Origin of the sequence: Streptomyces sporangiiformans, assembly GCF_005768555.2 — a bacterium.
In the GTDB taxonomy this organism is placed as follows: Bacteria; Actinomycetota; Actinomycetes; order Streptomycetales; family Streptomycetaceae; genus Streptomyces; species Streptomyces sporangiiformans.
The window spans coordinates 1-20750 of the sequence record NZ_VCHX02000162.1 but is presented as its reverse complement, the minus strand read 5'-3'; the positions used below and the strand labels follow the sequence as shown (position 1 = coordinate 20750).

The window sequence follows — 20750 nt, the reverse complement described above, 5'->3', positions numbered from 1 at the left end:
GCACTTTCCCGGTGCCGGCGCCCCCGTCGGCGTATCACCGCCCGAGTGTCACCGCCCGGGTGTCACCGCCCGAGCTTCTGGAACCGTCGCACCGCGAGCGGCAGGAAGATCGCGGTGAGGATCACCGGCCACAGCCCCGACATCAGCAGGGCGTGCTGCTCGACCCATCCGTCACCGCTTCCGACCGGTGTGCCGAACAACTCACGCGTGGCCGCGGCCGTCGACGAGATCGGGTTCCAGGTCGCGACGAAGCCCAGCCAGTCCGGCATCAGCTGCGGGGCGACGAAGATGCTGGAGATCATCGTGAGCGGGAAGGCGACCGCGAAGAGGCCGCCCGCCGCCTCCGGGTTGGGCACGAGGAGCCCCAGCCACACGCCGAGCCAGATCAGCGCGAAGCGCAGCCACAGCAGCAGTCCGAAGGCGAGCAGGAAGCCGAACCCTCCGTCCGGTCGCCAGCCCATGGCGACCGCGGTGAGCATCAGGATCGTCAACTCCGCGCAGGCGGCGATCAGGTCGGTCACCCCGCGCCCCGCGACCACCGCCGACGACGCCATCGGCATGGAGCGGAACCGGTCGATGACACCCTTCGTGGAGTCGTAGACCACGAGCGTCGCCGTGTTGATGAAGCCGAAGGCCATCGTCATCACGAACATGCCCGGCATCAGGAAGTCCTTGTAGTCCCCGCCGCCCGGCACCTTCATCGCGCTGCCGAACACGTACCCGTACAGCAGCACCGACAGGATCGGAAAGCCCAGCTGCCAGACGATGTTGACGGGCTGGCGCTGGTAGTGGGTGAGCCCGCGGCGCACGATGTTCCAGCAGTCGGCGAGCGCCCACGCCGCGCGCCCGCGGTTCTTGGGCACGGTCAGGTCCACGGTGCTCGGATCCACGGTGCTCATGCCGCCTCCTCCTGCTCGGTACGGTGTCCGGTCAGGCGCAGGAACACGTCGTCGAGGCTCGGCCTGCGCAGCCCGATGTCCTCCACCTGGACGCCCTCGTCCTGAAGGGTCCGCGCCACCTCGGTGAGCGCCGCGACCCGGTCGGTGACCGGTGCGTGCACCCTCAACTCCGTCTCGTCCGTCTCCGGTTCGCCGTCCGTGACCCGGGCGACGACCTTCACGGCGCGCGGGATGTCGGCGCGCTCGGCGACGACGACCTCGACGCGGTCACCGCCGACCGTGTTCTTCAGGCCGTCCGGGGTGTCGTCGGCGATGGCCCGGCCCTGGTCGATCACCGTGATGTGCGAGGCGAGCTTGTCGGCCTCCTCCAGGTACTGGGTGGTCAGCAGGACGGTCGTGCCGCCCGCCACCAACTCCCGTACGGAGTCCCAGACCTCGCCCCGGCTGCGGGGGTCGAGCCCGGTGGTCGGCTCGTCGAGGAAGAGCACGGTCGGGGCGAGGATCATCGAGGCGGCGAGGTCGAGGCGCCGCCGCATGCCGCCGCTGTACTTTCCGACTCCCCTGTCGGCCGCGTCCACCAGGTCGAACTGTTCCAGCAGCTCACCGGCCCGCAACCGGGCCCGCCCGCCGCCGAGATGGAACAGCCGGCCGAACATCTCCAGGTTCTGCCGCCCGGTCAGCACCTCGTCCACGGCGGCGTACTGCCCGGTGAGGCCGATCCGCGCCCGTACCTCCCTCGGCTGTCGTGCCACGTCCAGGCCCGCCACCCGCGCCTGCCCGCCGTCGAGCCTGATGAGCGTCGCCAGGATGCGGACGGCGGTGGTCTTGCCCGCGCCGTTCGGCCCGAGCAGGCCGTGCACCGTTCCCTCCCGTACCGCCAGGTCGAAGCCGTCGAGGGCGCGCTTCTCCCCGTACCTCTTCTCCAGCCCCTCGGCCCGGACCGCGTAACCGTCCACTTGCACCCCTCCCGTTGAAAACTGGGTACACCGTACTCTTTTGAGAGTACACCGTACCCAGTTTCTGTCCAAGGGATTATCCTGAGGCGCATGGCGAGCACGTCGGGTCCCGAAACCAGTGGCAGCGGAGACATCGTCCGCACCCTCGAACTGCTGTGGGACACGGGCAAACGGCCCAGTCGCGGCCCCAAACCGGGGCTGACGCTCGACCAGATCGTGGAAGCGGGGGTCCGGATCGCGGACGCGGAGGGCCTGGAAGCCGTCTCGATGCGCCGGCTCTCCACGGAGCTCGGCACCGGCACGATGTCCCTGTACCGCTACGTCCCCGGCAAGGGCGAGCTGCTCGACCTGATGCTGGACCGCGTGCAGCGCACCTCAGAGGACGAGTCCGCCTTCGGCGAGGGCTGGCGCGACGCGCTGGAGGCCCTGGCCCGCGAGACACTCGCCCTCTACCGCCGCCACCCCTGGCTGCTCCAGGTGAACCAGACCCGCCCGGTGCTCGGCCCGGGCGCCGTCGAGGGCATGGAGAAGGTACTCGTCCGCATCAAGCCCATGGGCCTGGCCGATCGCGAGCTGATCTCGGCCGTCATCCTGATCGACTCGTACGTTGTCGGGGCCGCCCGCACACAGCTGTACGCGCAGGAGGCGGAGCGGAAGTCGGGTCTGACGGACGCCGAGTTCTGGCAGGCCCAGACCCCGGTCCTGGAGAAGGCCATGACCTCCGGCCGCTACCCCGTCCTCGCCTCACTCGACAAGGACGCCTTCGGCACCGACTTCGACCACTTCGAGTTCGGTCTGCAGCGGATACTGGACGGGCTGGAATCGCTCGTCGAGGGGCGCGGGCGCGGCTGAGGGTGACAAGCCGGGCGCCGAGTGCCTGTATGGAGACATGAGCACTCCGACTCCCAGCCCTGAGTTCACCCCCTTCGTGAAACAGTGGGCCGTCCTGCTCACCAGCCACAAGAAGGACGGCACAGGCGTCGGCACGCCCGTGAGCATCGCCGTCGAGGGCGATCACGCGTACTTCCGTACGCCGGGCAAGGCCTGGAAGGCCAAGCGCCTCCTGAACAACCCGGAGGTGGAGATCGCCCCGTGCACGCCGCTGGGCAAGCCGACCGGGCCCGAGATCCACGCACGGGCCCGGCTCCTCGATGGTGCGGAGGACCGGCACGCGGCGAAGCTGCTGCGCCACAAGTACCCGTTCCTGCATCGCGTCCTGGTACCGCTCAGTCACAAGATCATGGGCACGTCGACGCTGCACTACGAGGTGCGCGCGCGAAGCGAATGAACGGGCAGCCTGAGGGTGCCCTCCGCCGCGAGGGCCGCACGGCCGGTGACGGACGGGACGTCGTCCGCGAACGTGACCTGGATCCGCGAGGGCCGGTCGAGGGCATGCCCCTGCGCGATGGTGACCCGGTCGCCGACGGCCGGCCCGTGACGACGGAGGAGGCACGCCAACGGCCCCGCGGCGCTCCCCGTCGCCGGATCCTCGGTGATCCCCGCGACCGGGTTGACGAACCGCGCGTGCACATCGGCGCCCGGTTCGGCGGGGTCGAGCGCGTACAGGTAGACGCCCTGGCCGCCGACCCCGGGCAGCAGCGCACGCAGCCGCGCGGCGTCGGGGGCCGCGGCGTCCACGGCGGCCCGGCCGCGCAGGCCGACCAGCAGATGCGCGGCGCCGGTCGAGACGACCTGCGCCACGGGCAGCCCGCCGCCTGCTCCGATGCCTCCTCCGCCGGCCCCGCGATCCCCTCCGCCGGCGCCGAGGTCCTCGTCGTCGACTCCGAGCGCACGGGCGAGTGCGGTCCGGTCGGTCAGCTCCTGCCCGTACTCGGCGGCGCGCTGCCGCAGGGTGACGTCGACGAGCCCGTCCGGTCCACCCGCGATACCGACCTCCAGCACCTCGGAACCGAGCTGCTGGTGCCAGGGCCTGTCTTCACGGTGCCCGAGCCGTCCGATGGCGGCCAGCCACCACCAGGCGCCGAGGGCGTTGTGGCCGGCGCCGAACACCTCCACGCCCGCCGCGGTGAACGACCGCAGCCGCCAGTCCGCCCCCGGCCGGGTGGGGGAGAGCAGAAACGTCGTCTCGGCCTGGTTGAACTCGCGGGCGATGCGGGGCATCAGCTCCTGCGGCAGCTCGTCGGCGTCCGGTACGAGGGCCAGGGGGTTGCCCTGCAGCGGCTCGTCGCTGAAGACGTCCACCAGGGCATAGGGGACACAGTGGGCCATGCTCGGCTCCTGTCGGGTGCGCAGCGGGTCACAACGGGCGTCGAGGCTACGGCCCGCACCCCGCCCGGCCCCAGGGTTTCCCCGTTCGCAGGCGCCCCATGGAGAGGGGAACCAACGGTAGTTTCGCGGGATGACCGATGAATCCACTGCGGCGCTGGACGAACTGGACTGGTCGATCCTGGAAGAGCTGCAACAGGACGCCCGCCTGTCGTACGCCGAGCTGGCCCGCCGCGTCGCGCTGAGCCCCTCGGCCGTGACCGAGCGGGTCCGCCGGCTGGAGAGCCTGAGGGTGATCACCGGGTACCACGCGGCGGTCGATCCGTCCCGCGTCGGCCTCGGCATCCAGGCCGTCGTACGGCTGAAGTACCCCGGTACGGCCCATCAGCCGCTGCGCCGGCTCATCTCCGACCAGCCCGAGATCCTCCAGTGCCACCGCGTCACCGGAGACGAGTGCTACGTCCTGCGGCTTGCCGCCCGCGACGTCACCCACCTCGAGCAGGTGGTCGACCAGCTGGCCCGGCTCGGCTCCCTGACCACGAGCGTCGTCTACTCGACACTCCTGCCACGCCGGACGGTCACGCGCCCTGAGGCCGCCTCGCTCGCCGACGGCGTGCGCGCATCCGAGACCAGTGACTAGCCGCGTCGGAACAGGCGCTTGAACCCGAGGACGACGGCGAGCCCGACGGCGAGAGCGATGGCGCCCACCTTGAGGTTGCCGTTGGCGCCGTCCCCGTTGTCGCCATCTCCGTCGGCCGCCGAACCACCGCCCGCCGAGGAGGAGTTGTCTCCCTCATCCCCGCCACCGCCCGGCACGCTGCCGGGCTCCACGGAGCTCTCCTCCCCCTCGCTCCCGTACAGCAGCGTGGATCCGTCGGGGGTGTAGGTCATCGACTCGCCCTGCCCCTGGAGCGGCACGCTCAGCCGCCCCTCCTTCTTCGGCTTCCCGCCGTTCCAGTCGTACGCGGCCCCGCCGAAGTAGCCGCGTACGGCGAGCTGTTTGCCGTTCGGGGAGAAGGCGCCGTCGGTGACCCAGAGGTCGATGTCGCCGATGCGCTTGAAGACGTTGGTGCCCTTGGCGCTGAGCGTCGCGGGCTGCTCGTACAGCCCGCCGCCGTCCTCGTTCTTCGAGACGATGTAGACCTTGCCGGTCTTCGGATGCACCATCATCGCCTCCGCGTCGCGGGCCCCGTCCGCGTACTTCACGACGTACTGCGTCGCGCGGACGGTCTGGTCCTTCAGCTCCTTCGGCTCGGGCAGCTCGTAGATCCACACGTAGGACCATGCGCCACCCAGATTGTCCCCTATGTCACCGACGTAGAGGTGACCGTCGGGTCCGACGGAGACGGCTTCCACGTCCCGGGGGGAGCCCACGCCCGCCATGGTGATCGTCGCGACGGTGTCACCGGTCCGGCTGTCGACGGCGTAGAGGAAGGCACCGTCGTCGCTGTCGTTGTGGGTCCAGTAGATGCCCGGGTGGGCGCGGGAGGCGGCGAGCCCGCTGGACTCGGTGATCCTCGAGTCCTTGATCGTGAACCCCTCCGAGCCCTCCGATCCCTCGTCGGCAGCGGCGAGGGCGGGCGCGGGCGCGCCCAGCGCGACGGCGGCGAGCAGGGCTCCGGCGAGGAACGACAGCGAACGGCGCATGGCCCCAAGCCTGCCATCCCCGCCCGGCGTTCACGCCGCGTGGCCATCCTCACACGCCGACCCCCACGGTGAGCGACGACGATCGACGATGATGAGCGGATGCTCAGGTTCATGCCCGTCGGCGATTCCCAGACCATCGGAAGCGCGGGCGAACACACGTGGCGTTACCGGATGTGGCAGCACCTGCGCACGACGTACGGCGGCCCGTTCCGCATCGTCGGCCCGCGCGAGACGCTCTACGACAAGGCGACGGACGCCCCCGACTCGTACGAGTACGCCGACCCGGACTTCCCCCGCGGCCACCTCGCCGGCTGGGGCGAGGGCTGGTTCCACCTCGCCCCGCAGATCGCCGAAGCGGTACGCACGCAGCGGGCGGACGTCCTCCTGGTCTCCCTCGGCCTGATCGACCTGGGCTTCTACACGGACGCGGACGGGACGGCGGCGAACGCCCGCGCCTTCATCTCCGAGGCCCGCTCGGCCAACCCTCGCGTGGCGATGGTCCTCCTCCCGGTGATCCCGAACGTACGGGCGCACACGGACGCCCCCTTCGCCGCCGAGGTCGCCCGCTTCAACGAGCTGCTGGCGAAGGTGGCGGCGGACCTGGACGAGCCCCGCTCCCCGCTTCTCCTCACATCACCCCCACCGTCGTACGACGTCCACCTCGACACCTACGACGGCACCCACCCGAACGCCTCCGGCGAACACAAGCTCGCGGCAGCCTTCGCAGACGCGATGCACCAGGCCTGGGACTTGGGCGAGCCCTACGCCCACGGCTCCCCGTAGGACCTGATCATCGCGCACACCAACACCCTTGACCTCAACCAAACTTGAGCTCCTACGGTCACCCAACGGAGTCCCTCACCCAACCGCACTGGTGGACTCTCAACCACGTCGCCGCCGCCCCGGCCCGCTGGACCCGGGCCGAACTCACCGCCAGGCTCACCCGGTACGACGATCTCGGCATCGACTTCGCCGACGTGTACGACGACCTGCTGAAGCGCGGCTGGATGACGCAGGACGCCGCCGGAACCCTGACCCTCACCACGGAGGGAGAGTCCGGCCGCCTCCGCGCCAGGGAACGCAACGCCCGGGCCCACCAGCAGATGCACCAGGGCATCACCGAGGAGCAGTACGTGGCCGCTCTCAACGTCCTCCGCCAAGTGATCGCCAACCTCGGCGGCGACAGCGACCTGCCCGAGTAGTTCCGACAGCGCTGGACCTCTCAGCGACTATGCGGGCGAATCTCCAGCAGAGCTTCCTGCCTGTAGGTGTCCAGGCCGTGGTGGCCCTGGTCAGCGCCATTCGGCGGGAATGTTGGCAATCTGCTTCAGCAAGTCCCAGTCAGCCGGCTTTCGCTTCGGGTCGTGCCACTGAGCGCCATGGCCGACCCAGTAGCCCCGAAGCTCGCGGACCTGCGTCAGGGTGTCGTCGCCGATGCCGGACTCGTTGTAACAGCACTCACAAATGACGTACTGAGGGACGCCGTACTCATTGAAGAGCACCTCGCCGTCATCCAGCCCGCAGATCCGGCAAGCGGTCTCGGCTCTGTCTTCCATGGCTACAGACTAACGAGGCGGCCACCTTCGCTTCCGTCGCGCACACTTCCCGTGCGAGTGCCGCAGGTGGGGTGTTGCCTAGAGCGCACTCCACCCCGTTGGCTATGAGCCATGAAGTACACGCAGCTCGGACGCACAGGACTCAAGGTCAGCCGACTCGTCCTCGGGACCATGAACTTCGGTCCGCAGACCGACGAAGCGGACAGTCACGCGATCATGGACGCGGCACTGGACGCGGGGATCAACTACTTCGACACCGCCAACGTGTACGGCTGGGGCGAGAACAAGGGCCGTACGGAGTCGATCATCGGAAGCTGGTTCGCCCAGGGCGGCGAGCGGCGGGACAAGACCGTGCTGGCCACCAAGGTGTACGGGAACATGGCCGCCGACGGTGACGCCTGGCCGAACCACGACAAGCTCTCCGCGGTCAACATCCGGCGGGCGGTCGACGCCAGCCTGAAGCGGCTGCAGACCGACTACATCGACATCTACCAGTTCCACCACATCGACCGTGCCACTCCCTTCGAGGAGATCTGGCAGGCCATCGACGTGCTGGTGCAGCAGGGGAAGATCCTCTACGCCGGGTCCAGCAACTTCCCCGGGTACAAGATCGCCCAGGCCAACGAGATCGCCGCCCGCCGGGGCGGCACCATCGGTCTCGTCAGCGAGCAGTGCCTCTACAACCTCGCCGAGCGCCGCGCCGAGATGGAGGTCATTCCGGCCGCGCAGGAGTACGGGCTGGGGGTCATCCCATGGTCCCCGCTGCACGGCGGGCTGCTGGGCGGCGTCATCAAGAAGGAGGTCCAGGGCGGGCGCCGGGCGAGCGGCCGGTCCGCCGACGCGCTCGCCAACACGGCCGTGCGCGCCCAGGTCCAGGCGTACGAGGACCTGCTGGACAAGCACGGGATCGAGCCCGGCGAGGCCGCCCTGGCCTGGCTGCTGACCCGGCCGGGGGTCACGGGACCGATCGTCGGGCCGCGCACCGCCGAGCAGCTCGACTCCGCCGTACGGGCGGCCGAGCTGGAGTTGTCGGAGGAGCTCCTGGCGTCCCTGGACGAGATCTTCCCGGGGCCGGGGCCGTCTCCGGAAGCCTTCGCCTGGTAGGGAGCACGGCTGCCCCGGCGATGGCTGCCGGCTACTTGCCGAGTGCCGCCGCCAGCGCCACCACCAGGAACATCAGCACGAGCACACCGGCCATGATCCGGTTACGGGTCTTCGGGTCCACGTGGTCGAGCGTAACCGCCTACTCCTCGGCTCCCGCGCCCGGGCCGAGGGGTAGGCGGACCAGCGTCTCGTAGCGGGGCTGTTCGCCCGGTACCCCCGATCCGGGGAGGTTGCTGCGGACGAGGTGCAGTGCGTCGACGGACCAGGTTCGGCCGGCGAAGGCGTTCAGCAGGGAGACGTACGGCGCGAAGTCCGCCCGCTCGCGGGCGCGGGCCAGCGTGAGGTGCGGGTGGAAACCGTGGTGCCCGCGATCCCCGCGGTCACCCGTCACGCCCGCCTTCCGGCCCGCCGCCTCGGCGCGGTCCGCGAGCAGCCGCATCGTACGGAGCTCACCCGTCGCGCCCACCCACAGCGCCCGGCCCCCGAACCGGCCTCCGCCCCGCAACGCCAGCTCGAACGGATCCGTCCGGCGGGCCGCCCGCTCCAGCCGGGCCGACAGATCCGGTACGAGCTCGTCGGCGACCTCTCCGTAGAACGCGAGCGTGAAGTGCCACCCGGGGTGCCCGGTCCAGCGGAGCTGCTCGGCTCCGGGCAGCTTCCTCAACTCGGCCACCGCCGAGGCGAGTTCGGCGGTCGCATCCTCCGGTGGCAGCACGGCGGCGAAGAGTCTCATGGGGCCAGTCTCCCTGCCGTGCGCCTTCACGCCCGAGCGTGTCCTGGTCACCGTGCGTATCGTTGTACTGCGCGGCTGCGCTCGTCCGAGCGGCAGCCGGGGAGGAGCGCCACGATGACCGTCCTTGAAGACAGGATCGAGATGGCCGAGAGCAGCGACGACCTCACGCTCGACGCGATGTTCGAGTGGCTGGAGAAGATGCCCATCCCCGAGGGAACCAAGGCTGAGATCGTCGGGGGGAACATCTTCATGTCGCCGCAGCGCCGCACGCACTGGCGGATCATCTTGAACATCCTCAAACAGCTGTGGGCCCGGTACCCGGAGGAGTGCCTGATGTCCGATGTCCGCATCGACTTCCCCGGGCATCTCAACGGGTTCGCGGCCGACGTGGCGGCCCTCGTGGAGGGTTTCGAGCCGGACGACAAGGGCCGCTTGCGGTATCAGGACGTCGAGTTCGTCGCCGAGGTCATCTCCAAGGACACCGGCCGCAACGACTACGAGCCGAAGAAGGATGCGTACGCCGCCGCCGGGGTGCCGGTGTACCTGATCGTGGATCCGTACACCGGCCAGTGGCATCTGCACACGCTGCCGAAGGACGGCGCGTACCGGGGCGTCCTCAGCCTCGACTTCGGTGACGAGATCGATCTGTCCGGGACGACCGTCGGCCTCGTCCTCAAGACCGACGAGTTCCCCCGCGACTGAGTCCGCGCTCCGGCCCGGCCGCCGCTGCTCCCCCCGACGGCGGACGCCCGAGGCGACGCCCTACGCCACCGTCGCCAGCTCCGGCTCCCGCTCCTCCTCCCGCGGGACGAACCGGACCCGCGGGTGGCCGTGGTTCCAGCCGACCGACAGGCGCAGGCCGCCGACGCGGGCCAGGACCAGCCCCACCGTCGCCGCGGCCAGCGCCGAGACGAGGCCTCCGAACGCGAAGCCCATACGGGCACCGAAGGTGTCGGTGACCCAGCCGACGAGGGGCGCCCCCAGCGGCGTACCGCCGACGAAGACCATCATGAACAGGCTCATGACGCGGCCGCGCATGGCGGGGTCGGTGGCCAGCTGGACGCTGGCGTTGGCGGTCGTGTTGACCGTCAGGGCGGCCATGCCGATGGGGATCAGCAGGAAGGCGAAGAGCCAGTAGGACGGGGACAGAGCGGCCGCGATCTCCAGTACGCCGAACACGGCCGCCGAACCCACCAGGAACCGCAGACGGACCGAGGCCCGGCGGGCCGAGAGCAGGGCTCCGGCGACCGAGCCGACCGCCATCAGCGTGTTGAGCAGGCCGTACGTCCCGGCGCCCGCGTGGTAGACCTCGTCGGCGAACGCGGTGAGCCAGATCGGGAAGTTGTAGCCGAACGTGCCGACGAACCCGATGAGCACGATCGGCCAGATCAGCTCCGGCCGGGCGGCGACATAGCGCAGCCCTTCCCGCAACTGGCCCTTGCCGCGCGGCGTCCGCTCCACCTTGTACAGCTCGCTCGGGCGCATGAGGAGCAGACCGGTGATGGGCGCCAGGAAGGCGAGACCGTTGATGAGGAACGCCCAGCCACTGCCCACGGTCGAGATCAGAACGCCGGCGACGGCGGGGCCGATGAGGCGGGCGGAGTTGAAGTTGGCCGAGTTGAGGCTGACGGCGTTGCGCAGCTGGTCCGGGCCGACCATCTCGGAGACGAAGGTCTGCCGGGTCGGGTTGTCGACGACGGTGACCATGCCGAGCAGGAACGCGATCAGGTAGACGTGCCAGACCTGCACCTGCCCGGAGAGGGTGAGGACGGCGAGCGCGAGACCGCACAGGCCCAGCGCGCCCTGGGTGAAGAACAGCATCCGGCGCTTGGGGTAGCGGTCGGCGATGACACCGCCGTACAGGCCGAAGAGCAGCATCGGCAGGAACTGCAGCGCGGTCGTGATGCCGACCGCGGCCGAGGAGCCGGTCAGGCTCAGCACCAGCCAGTCCTGCGTGATGCGGGACATCCAGGTGCCGGTGTTGGAGACGAGGCCGCCGGTGGCGAAGAGCCGGTAGTTCCGGATCCGCAGCGAGCTGAACGTCGACGACTTCTCGGGGGAGGCAGGCGACGCGGAGGAATCCGGGGCCGTGGAGGAAGCGGCGGAAGCGGCGGAAGCAGGGGACGTGGAGGATGCAGGGGACGTGGAGGATGCAGGGGACGTGGAGGATGCAGGGGTGGAAAGGGCGTCGGGGGAATCGGGGTCGTTCGGTCCGGGGGCGGAAGCTGCTCCGGGTCCCGTACTCAATCGGGTCGCCTCCTTTGGCGAGAGGTGCGGCCCGCGGGGTCTCCGTTGAGCGTGGCGGTGGGAGACGGGCGGGCGCGTACGGCTACAGGTGCGCGAGTTTCTCGAGGACGGGGGCGGCCTCGCGCAGCTTGGCCCACTCGTCCTCGTCGAGGCCGTCGACCAGGTCTGCCAGCCACGCGTTCCGCTTGCGGCGGCTCTCCTCGAGCATCGCCTCGGCGCGCTCGGTCTGCGCGACCACCTTCTGGCGCCGGTCCTCGGGATGCGGCTCCAGACTGACCAGACCCTTGGCTTCGAGAAGCGCGACGATGCGGGTCATCGAGGGCGGCTGCACATGTTCCTTGCGGGCGAGCTCGCCCGGCGTGGCGGTGCCGCAGCGGGCGAGGGTGCCGAGCACCGACATCTCGGTCGGACTCAGCGACTCGTCGACCCGCTGGTGCTTGAGTCGGCGGGACAGCCGCATCACGGCGGATCGCAGGGCGTTCACGGCGGCAGCGTCGTCGCCATGGGTCAGGTCAACCATGTTCTTTAGCGTAACTCATTACCCTACCTAAAGACCAACTGAATGCTCACCCGTCGCCCGTGACCCCGGCCACTCCACCCCCCGGTCACCCGTTTGAGTGAGTCCGCTCCGAAAAGTGACGCATGGTCCTGCCGGTGGCGGCGACCCTCGTAGGCATGGGGACCAGCGTGCTGAGCCTGCGGATGGACGGGGAGCTGCTCGACCGGCTCCGGGACCGTGCGGCGAAACGGGGGATGAGCGTCCAGGACTATGTGATCCGGACGCTCTCTCGCGACGACTTCGACGAGCGGTTCCGTACGGCGGTCGAGGAGACGGAGAAGTTCTACGGGGCCGACGCGGACGCCTGCGCCGCGCCTTCACGGCTTTCGCAGCCTTCGCACACGAGGACCGTACGGACCTCGGGAGGAACACGCGGAACTCCCTCGTAAGCTGTGCACATGGCGAAGTGGACCCCCAGGCACGAGGCACCGGAACCCCTTGAGGGTCCCGTCGTCGCCACCATCACAGGCGGCACGATCCTCTGGTTCGTCCTCTTCGTGGCGCAGCTGCCCTTCTACGGCTGGTTCGACGACCACGGGCATCTGTGGTGGCTGTGGACCTGCCTGGCCGGCGCCGGTCTCGGCCTGATCGGTATCTGGTACGTACGGAGGCGGGACGCGGCGATCAAGAGGGACGCGGCGGCGAAGGCGGACGGCCGCGACGGCCCTCCGAACACCGCCCACGAGATGACGGATCCGGTCACCGACTAGCTCCCGGTACGGAACGACCACTTCCGATCAGCCTCGTACAACCACGGCATCACACCACGTCCTACCCTGGTCGGACTTTGCCGCACTCGGCATGTGGAGCCCCATATCCCCCCGTACCGTCGACTGCATGACGCACATCGACGCGGGCGCCGAACTCGATCCTGTGCATCCGGCCTCCGGCCCCGTCAGGCGGGCGAGAGGCCTTACCGCTGCCGAGGTCGCCGAGCGCGTTGCCCGGGGCGAGGTCAACGACGTACCCGTGCGCAGCAGCCGCTCCACGGTCGACATCGTCCGCGCGAACGTCTTCACGCGGTTCAACGCGATCATCGGTGTGCTCTGGCTGATCACACTGGCCGTCGCGCCGATCCAGGACAGCCTGTTCGGCTTCGTGATCCTCGCGAACACGGGCATCGGCATCATCCAGGAGCTGCGCGCGAAGAGGACCCTGGACTCGCTGGCGGTGATCGGCGAGGCGCGGCCTACCGTCCGCAGAGACGGGGTCGCGACCGAGGTCAGCACCTCCGCGATCGTACTGGCGGACGTGATCGAGATCGGGCCGGGCGACAAGATCGTCGTGGACGGCGAGTGCGTCGAGACCGACGGACTGGAGATCGACGAATCGCTGCTCACCGGTGAGGCGGACCCGGTCGTCAAGCAGCCCGGCGACCAGGTCATGTCGGGCAGCTTCGTGGTGGCCGGCGGCGGCGCGTTCACCGCCACGAAGGTGGGGCGCGAGGCGTACGCGGCGCAGCTCGCCGAGGAGGCCAGCCGCTTCACGCTGGTCCATTCCGAGCTGCGCAGCGGCATCTCCACGATCCTCAAGTACGTGACGTGGATGATGATCCCGACCGCCATCGGCTTGATCATCAGCCAGCTCGTCGTCAAGGAGAACGACTTCAAGGACTCCGTGGCGCGGACCGCGGGCGGCATCGTGCCGATGGTCCCCGAGGGCCTCGTCCTCCTGACGTCCGTCGCCTTCGCGATCGGGGTCATCCGGCTCGGCCGGAAACAGTGCCTGGTGCAGGAGCTGCCGGCCATCGAGGGCCTCGCCCGCGTCGACACCGTCTGCCTCGACAAGACGGGCACGCTCACCGAGGGCGGCGTGGACGTCACCGAGGTGCGGTCCTTGAACGGCCATGACGAGACGTACGTCCGCAAGGTCCTCGGCGCGCTCGGCGCCTCGGACCCGCGGCCCAACGCCTCGCTGCAGGCGGTCATCGACGCCTACCCGGACAGCGGGGACTGGGGGTGCGAGCAGGCCCTGCCGTTTTCCTCGGCACGCAAGTACAGCGGGGCTTCCTTCACCGAGGGAAACGGCGAGTCGAGTACGTGGCTGCTCGGCGCGCCCGACGTGCTGCTGCCCGCCGAGGACCCGGCGCTCGCCGAGACCGAGCGGCTCAACGAGGACGGGCAGCGGGTGCTGCTGCTGGCCCGGGCCGTCAAGGATCTCGACGACCCGGGGGTCCAGGACGGCGCCCGGCCCGCCGCGCTCGTCGTCCTGGAGCAGCGGCTGCGCCCGGACGCGGCCGACACGTTGCGGTACTTCGAGGAGCAGAACGTACAGGCCAAGGTGCTCTCCGGCGACAACGCGGTCTCGGTGGGCGCGGTGGCCGGGAAGCTGGGGCTCACCGGGAGCGTCATGGACGCCCGCCGGCTCCCCGGCGAGCGGGAGAAGATGGCGAAGGCGCTCGACGCGAGCACGGTGTTCGGCCGGGTCAGCCCGCAGCAGAAGCGGGACATGGTGGGCGCGCTCCAGTCGAACGGGCACACGGTGGCGATGACGGGCGACGGCGTGAACGACGTGCTGGCCCTGAAGGACGCGGACATCGGTGTCTCGATGGGCTCGGGCTCGGAGGCCACCCGGGCGGTGGCGCAGATCGTGCTGCTCAACAACAGCTTCGCGACGCTGCCGTCGGTGGTCGCGGAGGGCCGCCGGGTGATCGGCAACATCACGCGGGTCGCGACCCTCTTCCTCGTCAAGACGGTCTACTCGGTGCTGCTGGCCCTCCTGGTCGTGGTCTCCCAGGTCGAATACCCGTTCCTGCCCCGGCACGTGACCCTGCTTGGCACCCTCACGATCGGCGTCCCGGCCTTCTTCCTGGCCCTGGCCCCCAACAAGGAACGGGCTCGACCCCACTTCGTCCGCAGGGTCATGCGGTACGCGATCCCCGGGGGCGTCGTCGCGGGGCTGGCCACCTTCGCCACGTATCTGATCGCCCGTGAGCACTACACCGGGCGCGAGGCGTTGGACGCGGAGACGAGTGCCGCGACGCTGACGCTTTTCCTGATCTCCCTGTGGGTGCTGGCGATCATCGCCCGGCCCTACACCTGGTGGCGCATCGGCCTGGTCGCGGCGATGGGCGCGGGCTTCCTGATCGTCCTGGTCGTGCCGTGGCTCCAGGAGTTCTTCGCACTGAAGCTGGTGGGGACGACGATGCCGTGGAGCGCGGTGGGCATCGCGGTGGTCGCGGCGGCCACCCTGGAGTTGGTGTGGAGGTGGGTGGGCCGCCGCGATGTGCCCCGCGGGAAGGCGGTTACTGCACGTCGATGAAGTCGCCCGTGGCCTTGACGGCCGGGGTGGTCGAGGTGCCCGCGAAGACGTAGCGGAAGTAGCCGTCCTGGGCGGCCTTGACGGTGGTCTTCAGGGCGCCGCCGGAGCCCGACTTGACCGTCTTGACGTCCGTGTAGGTGGTCGTGCCCTTCTTCTTGAACTGGAGCTTCACGGCCTGGTCGGTGTAGCCCGCGTACTTCTCGGTCTCCCAGTTGGCGCGGGTCAGCTTGCCGGTGATCGTGATGGTCTTGTCCTTCTTGACCGGCTCCGGGGCGGCGTTCACGGTCAGCTTCGACGCGCGCTGGATCTTGAAGCCCTTGACGTTGTCCTGCTGGACGTAGTCGCCGTCGGTGCCCTGGGCGAGCGCCCAGACCTTCCAGCCGCCGGCCAGCGCGTTGACGAGATCGGTGTTCGCCTTGACGGTGTAGGACGACGTGCAGGTCGACGTCGTGGCACTGACCTCGGTGCAGACGGACCTGCCGTCGCCCGAGTCGGCCACGGCGCCGCCGTCGAGGTTGTCGAAGTCCGGCCCGTGCCACAGGATCGCCTGCGCCCAGTCGATGCCGGAGTCGTCTGTCGCGGTGAAGCTGACCGTGAAGGTCTTCCTGGTGGTGGTACCGAGGACGACTTCCTTGCCGCCGTTCACGACGACGTTCGAGATCTCGGTGTCGCCGATGACCGTGTCGAGAGGGCCGTTCGCCGCGAAGGACTCCGCGGTCCTGGCGACCGAAGCGGTGCTGGGCTCGTCACCGGCGTGGGCGGCCGGGACGACGACGACGGAAAGGGCCAGGGCCCCGGTTACGGCGGCCAGGGTGGCACGCATGCGCATGTGTTCCCCACGTGGAAAGGGGTCCCGCGGCACAACGCTGTCACGCGGGACCCAGTTGGTCTGAGAGAAGCCGGTCGGCTGGTCTGAAGCCAGTCGGCTCGTGTTCAGATCCACGAAGTGGGGGAAAGGTTGTACGAGTTGTAAAGGTATTGGTCAGATGTTGTTCAGATCACATCTACTTACCTCTCCGGCCTCGCTCGCCCGGGCGGCCGGTCACTGCACGTCGACGAAGTCGCCCGTGGCCTTGACGGCCGGGGTGGTCGAGGTACCCGCGAAGTTGTAGCGGTAGTAGCCGTCGTAGGACGCCGTGACCGTGGTCTTCAGGCTGCCCGTCGAGGACGAGGTGACCGTCTTGACGTCCGTGTAGGTGGTCGTGCCCTTCTTCTTGTACTGGAGCTTCACGGGCTGGCTGGTGTAGCCCGCGTACTTGTGCGTGTTCCAGTTGGCGCGGGTCAGGGCGCCGGTGACCGTGATGGTCCTGCCCTTCTTCACGGGCTCCGGGGCGGCGTTGACCGTCAGCTTGGAGTAACGCTGGAGCCTGGTGGAGGCGAGGGCGTCCTGCTCGGCGTAACCGACCTTGGTGACGTCGAAGGTCTCGCCGGCCGGGTCCTGGCCGTTGAAGGCGATCGCGTGGCCGAGGGCCTTCCAGGAGGTGGCGTCCGTGTTGTCCAGTCCGATGCCCGGGTAGACGTCGATGGTGCCCTTGCAGGTGGCGACGGTGGTGGAGACCGGCGTGCAGGCGGGGAGGTCGTCGCCGTAGAGGGTGTTGTCGGGCTCTCCGTAGGAGCCGCGGTAGATCGCGACGTCCAGGATGAAGTCGTCGGCAAGGATGTCGACGTCGGCGCCGTGCGTCACGGTGAAGGTCGTCGGGACGGTGACCTGCTTGCTGGTGCCCGCCACGATCGGCTTGCCACCGTTGACCTTCACGTCCGAGAAGGCGAGGTCGAGGGCGTACGGGGCGTCGTCCTCGACGACCACGCGCGCGGAGGGCTGGTCGTAGGTGGCCCCGGCGGACCGGGCGGCTTCCCTCACTTTCGCCACGTCCGCGCGGGAGGCGGTGGAGTCGTCGGCCTGTGCGGCCGGAACGGCGAGGGCGGAGAGAGCCAGGGCGCCGGTGACGGCGGCCACGGTGGCACGTATGCGCATGCGTTCCCCTGATGGAGAAAGGGGCGCCCACGGTAAGCGGCTTCACGTGGGGCCCGAGTGATCGTGGGGTCTATTGACCCGTTGATCAGATCTCTTTCAGGGGGCATTGGTTGCGCGGGTGGTGAAGTTCGCGTGCGCTTGTGATCAAGGTCACAAGACTCCGACAACACCACCCACGCACCACACAGCACGTACCTCAGTCGAACCAGCGGTCTCGCGCCAACTCCTCGGTCCTGGACGGGTCTTCGAGCAGCGCGGCGACCTCGAAACGGCGCGGCCACTGTCCGGCCGCCCAGGCGAGGCCGGCCGCGACGCCCTCCAGGGTGGCGGCGTGCAGCACGCCGTCACGCGTACGGCGCCAGTCGATCTCGACGCCGTCGACGAAGAGTTCCTCGTGCTCGACGTACGTCTCGGGCGTCGTCGGTCCCAGCAGGACGCGGACGGAATCGGGAACCTCGTGCTCGACGCCCTCGCTGGTGACCTCGCCGGTCACCGACTCGCTGAGGCGCCGCACTTGGAACAGTTCGGCGAGGTCGGCGGCGCGTGACGGCCGTACGGGCAGCAGCGGGACGCCGGCCGTGAACGGCAGCAGGTCCGGCGAGTCGACGACCACGGCGTCGGCCGCGTCCACCACCGTCACCTGCCCGTCGACGACCGCGCGCACCTCGTCCGGCAGGGTCACCTGCTCCGGGTCCAGGTCGGCCAAGGCGCCGTAGAGGGCGTGCAGTTGGGTCGTGGAGACGGGACGGTCGGGGTCGGCCAGGCGGTCGAGGAGCTCGGCCGCGCCACCGGGTTCGTCGAGAAGCGCCGCGACCGAGGTGCGCACCCCGAGGGCCCGCAGCACCTGCTCGTCCTCGAACCCGGTCGCGTCGGCGGCGTCGTACAGGCCGTGCAGCAGCGGATCGCCGCCCGCGGCGCGCAGCCCCGCCGGACGGCGGCCGTCGAGCACCGGGTTCCCGCGCAACCACCAAGCGGTGTAGGACCGGACGATCTCGTGCGTCCCGTCCGGCAGCAGCACGCGGACCGGCTGGGTGAGGGCGTCACGCAGGGGCGGACGCGAGAGCAGCGCCAGGGCCTGCGGCCAGCGGTCGTCGTCGACCAGATCGAGATCCCGTACGGAGACGATCTCGGTGGCGACCGGCGGAACCGGCGTTTCGGGCAGCCGGTCGAGGACGTCCTCGCACCACACGTCGACGGCGTCGAGCAGCCCGACGTCGTCGGGCTCGGCGAAGTCGCCCTCGTGCGGCTCCAGTTCGTCCGGGTCGAGGACGACATCGGTGGCGCGTACGAGAGCGAAGTTCGCCAGCACGCCACAGGCGGCCAGCGGCTGCTCGCCCCACCGCTCGGCCAGTTCCCCGTCCACGGCGGCGAGTTCGTCCTCCCGCATCACCTGGGCGAAAGGGCTGCCGGGCAGGACCAGTTCGCCGGCCGGGGCGAGTTCACCCTCCTCGTCGGGGAGGGCGAGGGCGCCGAGCCAGGGTTCGTCACCGGGTTCGAGGCCGGCGTCGCGGACGAGGGCGAGGACGGTGTCGGCCAGCTCTTCGGCGTCCGGGGCGTCCTCGTCCCAGCCGCCGTCGTCGAGGGAGGCGGCGACAGCGGCGCGTACCTGGGGGGTGGTGAGGACGGCGCGTGGCGTGGCGGCCAGGGCGCCGAGCTTCTCCAGGAGAGGATGGGCGGCGTCGGGGTGGGCGACTTTGAGGCCGAGGCGGGCGAGGGCGTGAGGAGCCGCTCCGGTGGCGTCGGGAGCGCTCCGGGTGCCGTCGGCGGTCGCCTGGATGCCGTCGCCGGTGGGCAGCAGGATCTGGCGGGGGCCGATCGTCGTACGCCCATCCGCCAGCGGCACCGGAAGCCCCGACAGCCGGTCCGGGTCGACGCCGGCCAGGCTGTCGTACAGCCGTCGCCACCAGCCCGGTTCCTTCTCCAGGCCGGCGAGCCGGTCGATGGCCTCGGTCAGCGGCACGCGCTCGACACCCAGCGTCCGCAGTTCCACCCGGCGTTCCAGCCCGGCGGGCAGCAGGCAGGGCAGCACCTCGGCGAGCACGCGTACGGTCTCGGCCCCGGCACCCTCGACGACCTCGGCGTCGCGGGGGCGGAGGGCTTCGGGCAGGTCGGCGTCCTCGCCCGGCGGGGCGGCCGGTGGCAGGAAGGCGGTTCGCGGCAGCCGGTCCAGGATCGCCTTGCGCAGCGCACCGTCCAGCTCGCCCTTGCCGAGCGGGCCGGGCACGAGGTCGATGATCCCGGTCCGCACCGGACGCCATGCGGCGAGCAGTTCGGTGTACGCGTCGGCCGCGCGCTCGACGATCAGGTCGGTCAGCGGCCCGGGGGCGGCATGGCGGCGGGTCGAGTCGAGGGGCAGGGAGGCGATGAGGAGAGCCGGTACGCCGAGGGGGTCGTCGCTGGGCGTGGGCGCGTGGACGACGGGGCTGGTGCGGGGGCGGGCCGGGGCGCCGTCGGCGTCGACGGGGACGGCCCAGGTGACGGACCAGTGCGGGCGCAGACGCTCCTCGACGGGGCGGTCGGCGAGGAGGGCGGGGTCGAGGGAGCCGAGCGCGGAAACGGTCCGCCAGCGGGTCGTACCGTCACGGGAGTCCTCGACCGTGACGATGTGCTCCCCGTTCTCCCCGTTCTCTCCTGCGCCACCCCCTTCGTGCCGGAGCCGGAGCGTGCGAACCGTGTCGCCGCTCTCCACGACGACCTCCTCCAGGCCGGGCAGGGCGAGGAGCAGCGCGTCGTCGATCGAGTCGAGGAGACGCTCGGCGAGGTCCTGGGCGGCCGGGTCGCGCAGGGGAAGGATCACGGCGGTGTCGTACGGGTCCGGGGCGCGGCCCTCGGCGGCGAACGGCAGCCGGAGCAGGGGCACATGGCCGTCCCTGCGACGGAGCTCGTCGCCCAGGCCGGGGCTGTGGCGCGCGGTGTCCGTGGCGAGGTCGCGGGCCTCGGCGAGGGACCAGCGGACGCCGCCGTGGCGGCCTAGGAGGGCGGGTTCGTCGGTCACGGAGAGCACGGCGGCGAAGCCGACGCCGAACCGGCCGACCGTGCCCTCGCTGTCTTCTCGTTTCGCGGAGGCGCGGAGGGTGGACAGCGACTCGACGCCGGCGGCGTCGAGGGGGGCGCCGGTGTTGGCGGCGACGAGGGCGCCGCCGCGGAGGGTGAGCCGCAGACGGCCCGGTACGCCGGCGCGGGCGGCGGCGTCGGCGGCGTTCTGCGCGAGTTCGACGACGAGGCGGTCGCGGTAGCCGCCGAGGACGAGCTCCTCCTCGGCGTTCGCGTCCTCGCGGAACCGCGCCGGGCTGGCCGCCCAGGCGTCCAGTACCCCTCGCCGCAGGCGCGCCGTCCCGAACGGGTCCGCACCCTCGGCTGCCGGCCGCACGAACTTGCTCACGGTTCAGTCTCCTTCTCCAGGTGTACGGCCGCACGCGGTACCGGTCGCGGCACGAAGGTACCTCGTACCTCCGGCGGTTGGGCGGGGCGCCTGCGGTGGGGGGGTCGGGTCGGGGTCGTGTGCCGGTGCGTCCGCCCGTCGCCGCGGGGGCGTACGACCCGGGGTTGGTAAGAGGTGCGGGTTTCCTGAGACAAGCCCTACGCGA

Annotated in this window: 21 protein-coding genes; 10 read left to right on the top strand and 11 right to left on the bottom strand. The window is 70.4% G+C overall.

Annotated features, from left to right (window positions below; genetic code table 11):
* Positions 1-62: 62 nt before the first annotated feature.
* Positions 63-899: an ABC transporter permease gene (locus FGD71_RS26670; protein WP_119103071.1), complete on the bottom strand. Its 837-nt coding sequence runs from the start codon at positions 897-899 to the stop codon at positions 63-65.
* Entirely contained in the window at positions 896-1855 is a 960-nt protein-coding gene (locus tag FGD71_RS26665; protein ID WP_119103070.1) for an ATP-binding cassette domain-containing protein, read from the bottom strand. The genes FGD71_RS26670 and FGD71_RS26665 overlap by 4 nt, the downstream gene beginning before the upstream one ends.
* A gap of 90 nt (positions 1856-1945) precedes the next feature.
* Between FGD71_RS26665 and FGD71_RS26660 the strand changes: the two genes are divergently transcribed.
* Positions 1946-2707 carry a TetR/AcrR family transcriptional regulator gene (locus tag FGD71_RS26660; protein WP_119103069.1) on the top strand — a complete coding sequence of 254 codons (762 nt, stop codon included), beginning with the start codon at positions 1946-1948 and terminating at the stop codon, positions 2705-2707.
* A 37-nt stretch (positions 2708-2744) separates the two neighbouring features.
* On the top strand, positions 2745-3143 hold the full coding sequence (locus tag FGD71_RS26655; protein ID WP_119103068.1) for a PPOX class F420-dependent oxidoreductase: 399 nt from the start codon (positions 2745-2747) through the stop codon (positions 3141-3143).
* Here FGD71_RS26655 and FGD71_RS26650 read toward each other — a convergent pair.
* Positions 3116-4084 (bottom strand): PhzF family phenazine biosynthesis protein, encoded by a 969-nt coding sequence (locus tag FGD71_RS26650; RefSeq protein WP_119103067.1) that lies wholly within the window; start codon positions 4082-4084, stop codon positions 3116-3118. The genes FGD71_RS26655 and FGD71_RS26650 overlap by 28 nt on opposite strands.
* Positions 4085-4214: 130 nt before the next feature.
* On the opposite strand from FGD71_RS26650, the gene FGD71_RS26645 reads away from it, so the two are divergent.
* Positions 4215-4721: an Lrp/AsnC family transcriptional regulator gene (locus FGD71_RS26645; RefSeq protein ID WP_119103066.1), complete on the top strand. Its 507-nt coding sequence runs from the start codon at positions 4215-4217 to the stop codon at positions 4719-4721.
* Here the strand turns inward: FGD71_RS26645 and FGD71_RS26640 are convergent.
* A complete protein-coding gene (locus tag FGD71_RS26640) occupies positions 4718-5728 on the bottom strand; it encodes a WD40 repeat domain-containing protein (RefSeq protein ID WP_119103065.1) in 1011 nt (336 codons plus the stop codon). The two genes, FGD71_RS26645 and FGD71_RS26640, sit on opposite strands and share 4 nt — an antisense overlap.
* A 99-nt stretch (positions 5729-5827) precedes the next feature.
* Between FGD71_RS26640 and FGD71_RS26635 the strand changes: the two genes are divergently transcribed.
* The gene (locus FGD71_RS26635) at positions 5828-6511 is read left to right on the top strand and encodes an SGNH/GDSL hydrolase family protein (RefSeq protein ID WP_119103064.1); all 684 of its coding nucleotides are present in this window, start codon (positions 5828-5830) and stop codon (positions 6509-6511) included.
* Positions 6512-6555: 44 nt separating this feature from the next.
* The gene (locus tag FGD71_RS26630) at positions 6556-6930 is read left to right on the top strand and encodes a MarR family transcriptional regulator (RefSeq protein ID WP_119103063.1); all 375 of its coding nucleotides are present in this window, start codon (positions 6556-6558) and stop codon (positions 6928-6930) included.
* A gap of 90 nt (positions 6931-7020) precedes the next feature.
* Here the strand turns inward: FGD71_RS26630 and FGD71_RS26625 are convergent, their stop codons facing one another.
* Entirely contained in the window at positions 7021-7284 is a 264-nt protein-coding gene (locus tag FGD71_RS26625; protein ID WP_119103062.1) for a hypothetical protein, read from the bottom strand.
* Positions 7285-7395: 111 nt separating this feature from the next.
* Here FGD71_RS26625 and FGD71_RS26620 point away from each other — a divergent pair, with 111 nt between their 5' ends.
* Positions 7396-8388 carry an aldo/keto reductase gene (locus FGD71_RS26620; RefSeq protein ID WP_119103061.1) on the top strand — a complete coding sequence of 331 codons (993 nt, stop codon included), beginning with the start codon at positions 7396-7398 and terminating at the stop codon, positions 8386-8388.
* A gap of 139 nt (positions 8389-8527) precedes the next feature.
* On the opposite strand, the gene thpR is transcribed toward FGD71_RS26620, so the two are convergent.
* A complete protein-coding gene (gene thpR, locus FGD71_RS26615; protein ID WP_119103060.1) occupies positions 8528-9121 on the bottom strand; it encodes an RNA 2',3'-cyclic phosphodiesterase in 594 nt (197 codons plus the stop codon).
* Positions 9122-9235: 114 nt separating this feature from the next.
* On the opposite strand from thpR, the gene FGD71_RS26610 reads away from it, so the two are divergent.
* A complete protein-coding gene (locus tag FGD71_RS26610) occupies positions 9236-9823 on the top strand; it encodes a Uma2 family endonuclease (RefSeq protein ID WP_119103059.1) in 588 nt (195 codons plus the stop codon).
* Positions 9824-9883: 60 nt separating this feature from the next.
* Here the strand turns inward: FGD71_RS26610 and FGD71_RS26605 are convergent, their stop codons facing one another.
* Positions 9884-11368, bottom strand: coding sequence for an MFS transporter (locus FGD71_RS26605; RefSeq protein WP_181359280.1), 1485 nt, complete (start codon positions 11366-11368; stop codon positions 9884-9886).
* An 82-nt stretch (positions 11369-11450) separates the two neighbouring features.
* Positions 11451-11888, bottom strand: a complete 438-nt coding sequence (locus tag FGD71_RS26600) for a MarR family winged helix-turn-helix transcriptional regulator (protein ID WP_119103058.1) — start codon at positions 11886-11888, stop codon at positions 11451-11453.
* Positions 11889-12010: 122 nt separating this feature from the next.
* Between FGD71_RS26600 and FGD71_RS49090 the strand changes: the two genes are divergently transcribed.
* From FGD71_RS49090 to FGD71_RS26585, 3 genes are all read left to right on the top strand, one after another.
* On the top strand, positions 12011-12316 hold the full coding sequence (locus FGD71_RS49090) for a BrnA antitoxin family protein (protein ID WP_240436783.1): 306 nt from the start codon (positions 12011-12013) through the stop codon (positions 12314-12316).
* 9 nt (positions 12317-12325) lie between these two features.
* On the top strand, positions 12326-12637 hold the full coding sequence (locus tag FGD71_RS26590) for a DUF2530 domain-containing protein (RefSeq protein ID WP_119103057.1): 312 nt from the start codon (positions 12326-12328) through the stop codon (positions 12635-12637).
* Positions 12638-12764: 127 nt separating this feature from the next.
* A complete protein-coding gene (locus FGD71_RS26585) occupies positions 12765-15188 on the top strand; it encodes an HAD-IC family P-type ATPase (RefSeq protein ID WP_119103056.1) in 2424 nt (807 codons plus the stop codon).
* Here FGD71_RS26585 and FGD71_RS26580 read toward each other — a convergent pair.
* The 3 genes from FGD71_RS26580 to FGD71_RS26570 all read right to left on the bottom strand — a co-directional run bounded on the left by FGD71_RS26580 (position 15172) and on the right by FGD71_RS26570 (position 20545).
* Complete coding sequence (locus FGD71_RS26580) at positions 15172-16017, bottom strand: DUF5707 domain-containing protein (RefSeq protein ID WP_119103055.1); 846 nt, start codon at positions 16015-16017, stop codon at positions 15172-15174. The two genes, FGD71_RS26585 and FGD71_RS26580, sit on opposite strands and share 17 nt — an antisense overlap.
* Positions 16018-16230: 213 nt before the next feature.
* Entirely contained in the window at positions 16231-17163 is a 933-nt protein-coding gene (locus FGD71_RS26575; RefSeq protein ID WP_119103054.1) for a hypothetical protein, read from the bottom strand.
* A 196-nt stretch (positions 17164-17359) separates the two neighbouring features.
* Positions 17360-20545: a sacsin N-terminal ATP-binding-like domain-containing protein gene (locus tag FGD71_RS26570; protein WP_119103053.1), complete on the bottom strand. Its 3186-nt coding sequence runs from the start codon at positions 20543-20545 to the stop codon at positions 17360-17362.
* Between the last annotated feature and the right edge of the window lie 205 nt (positions 20546-20750).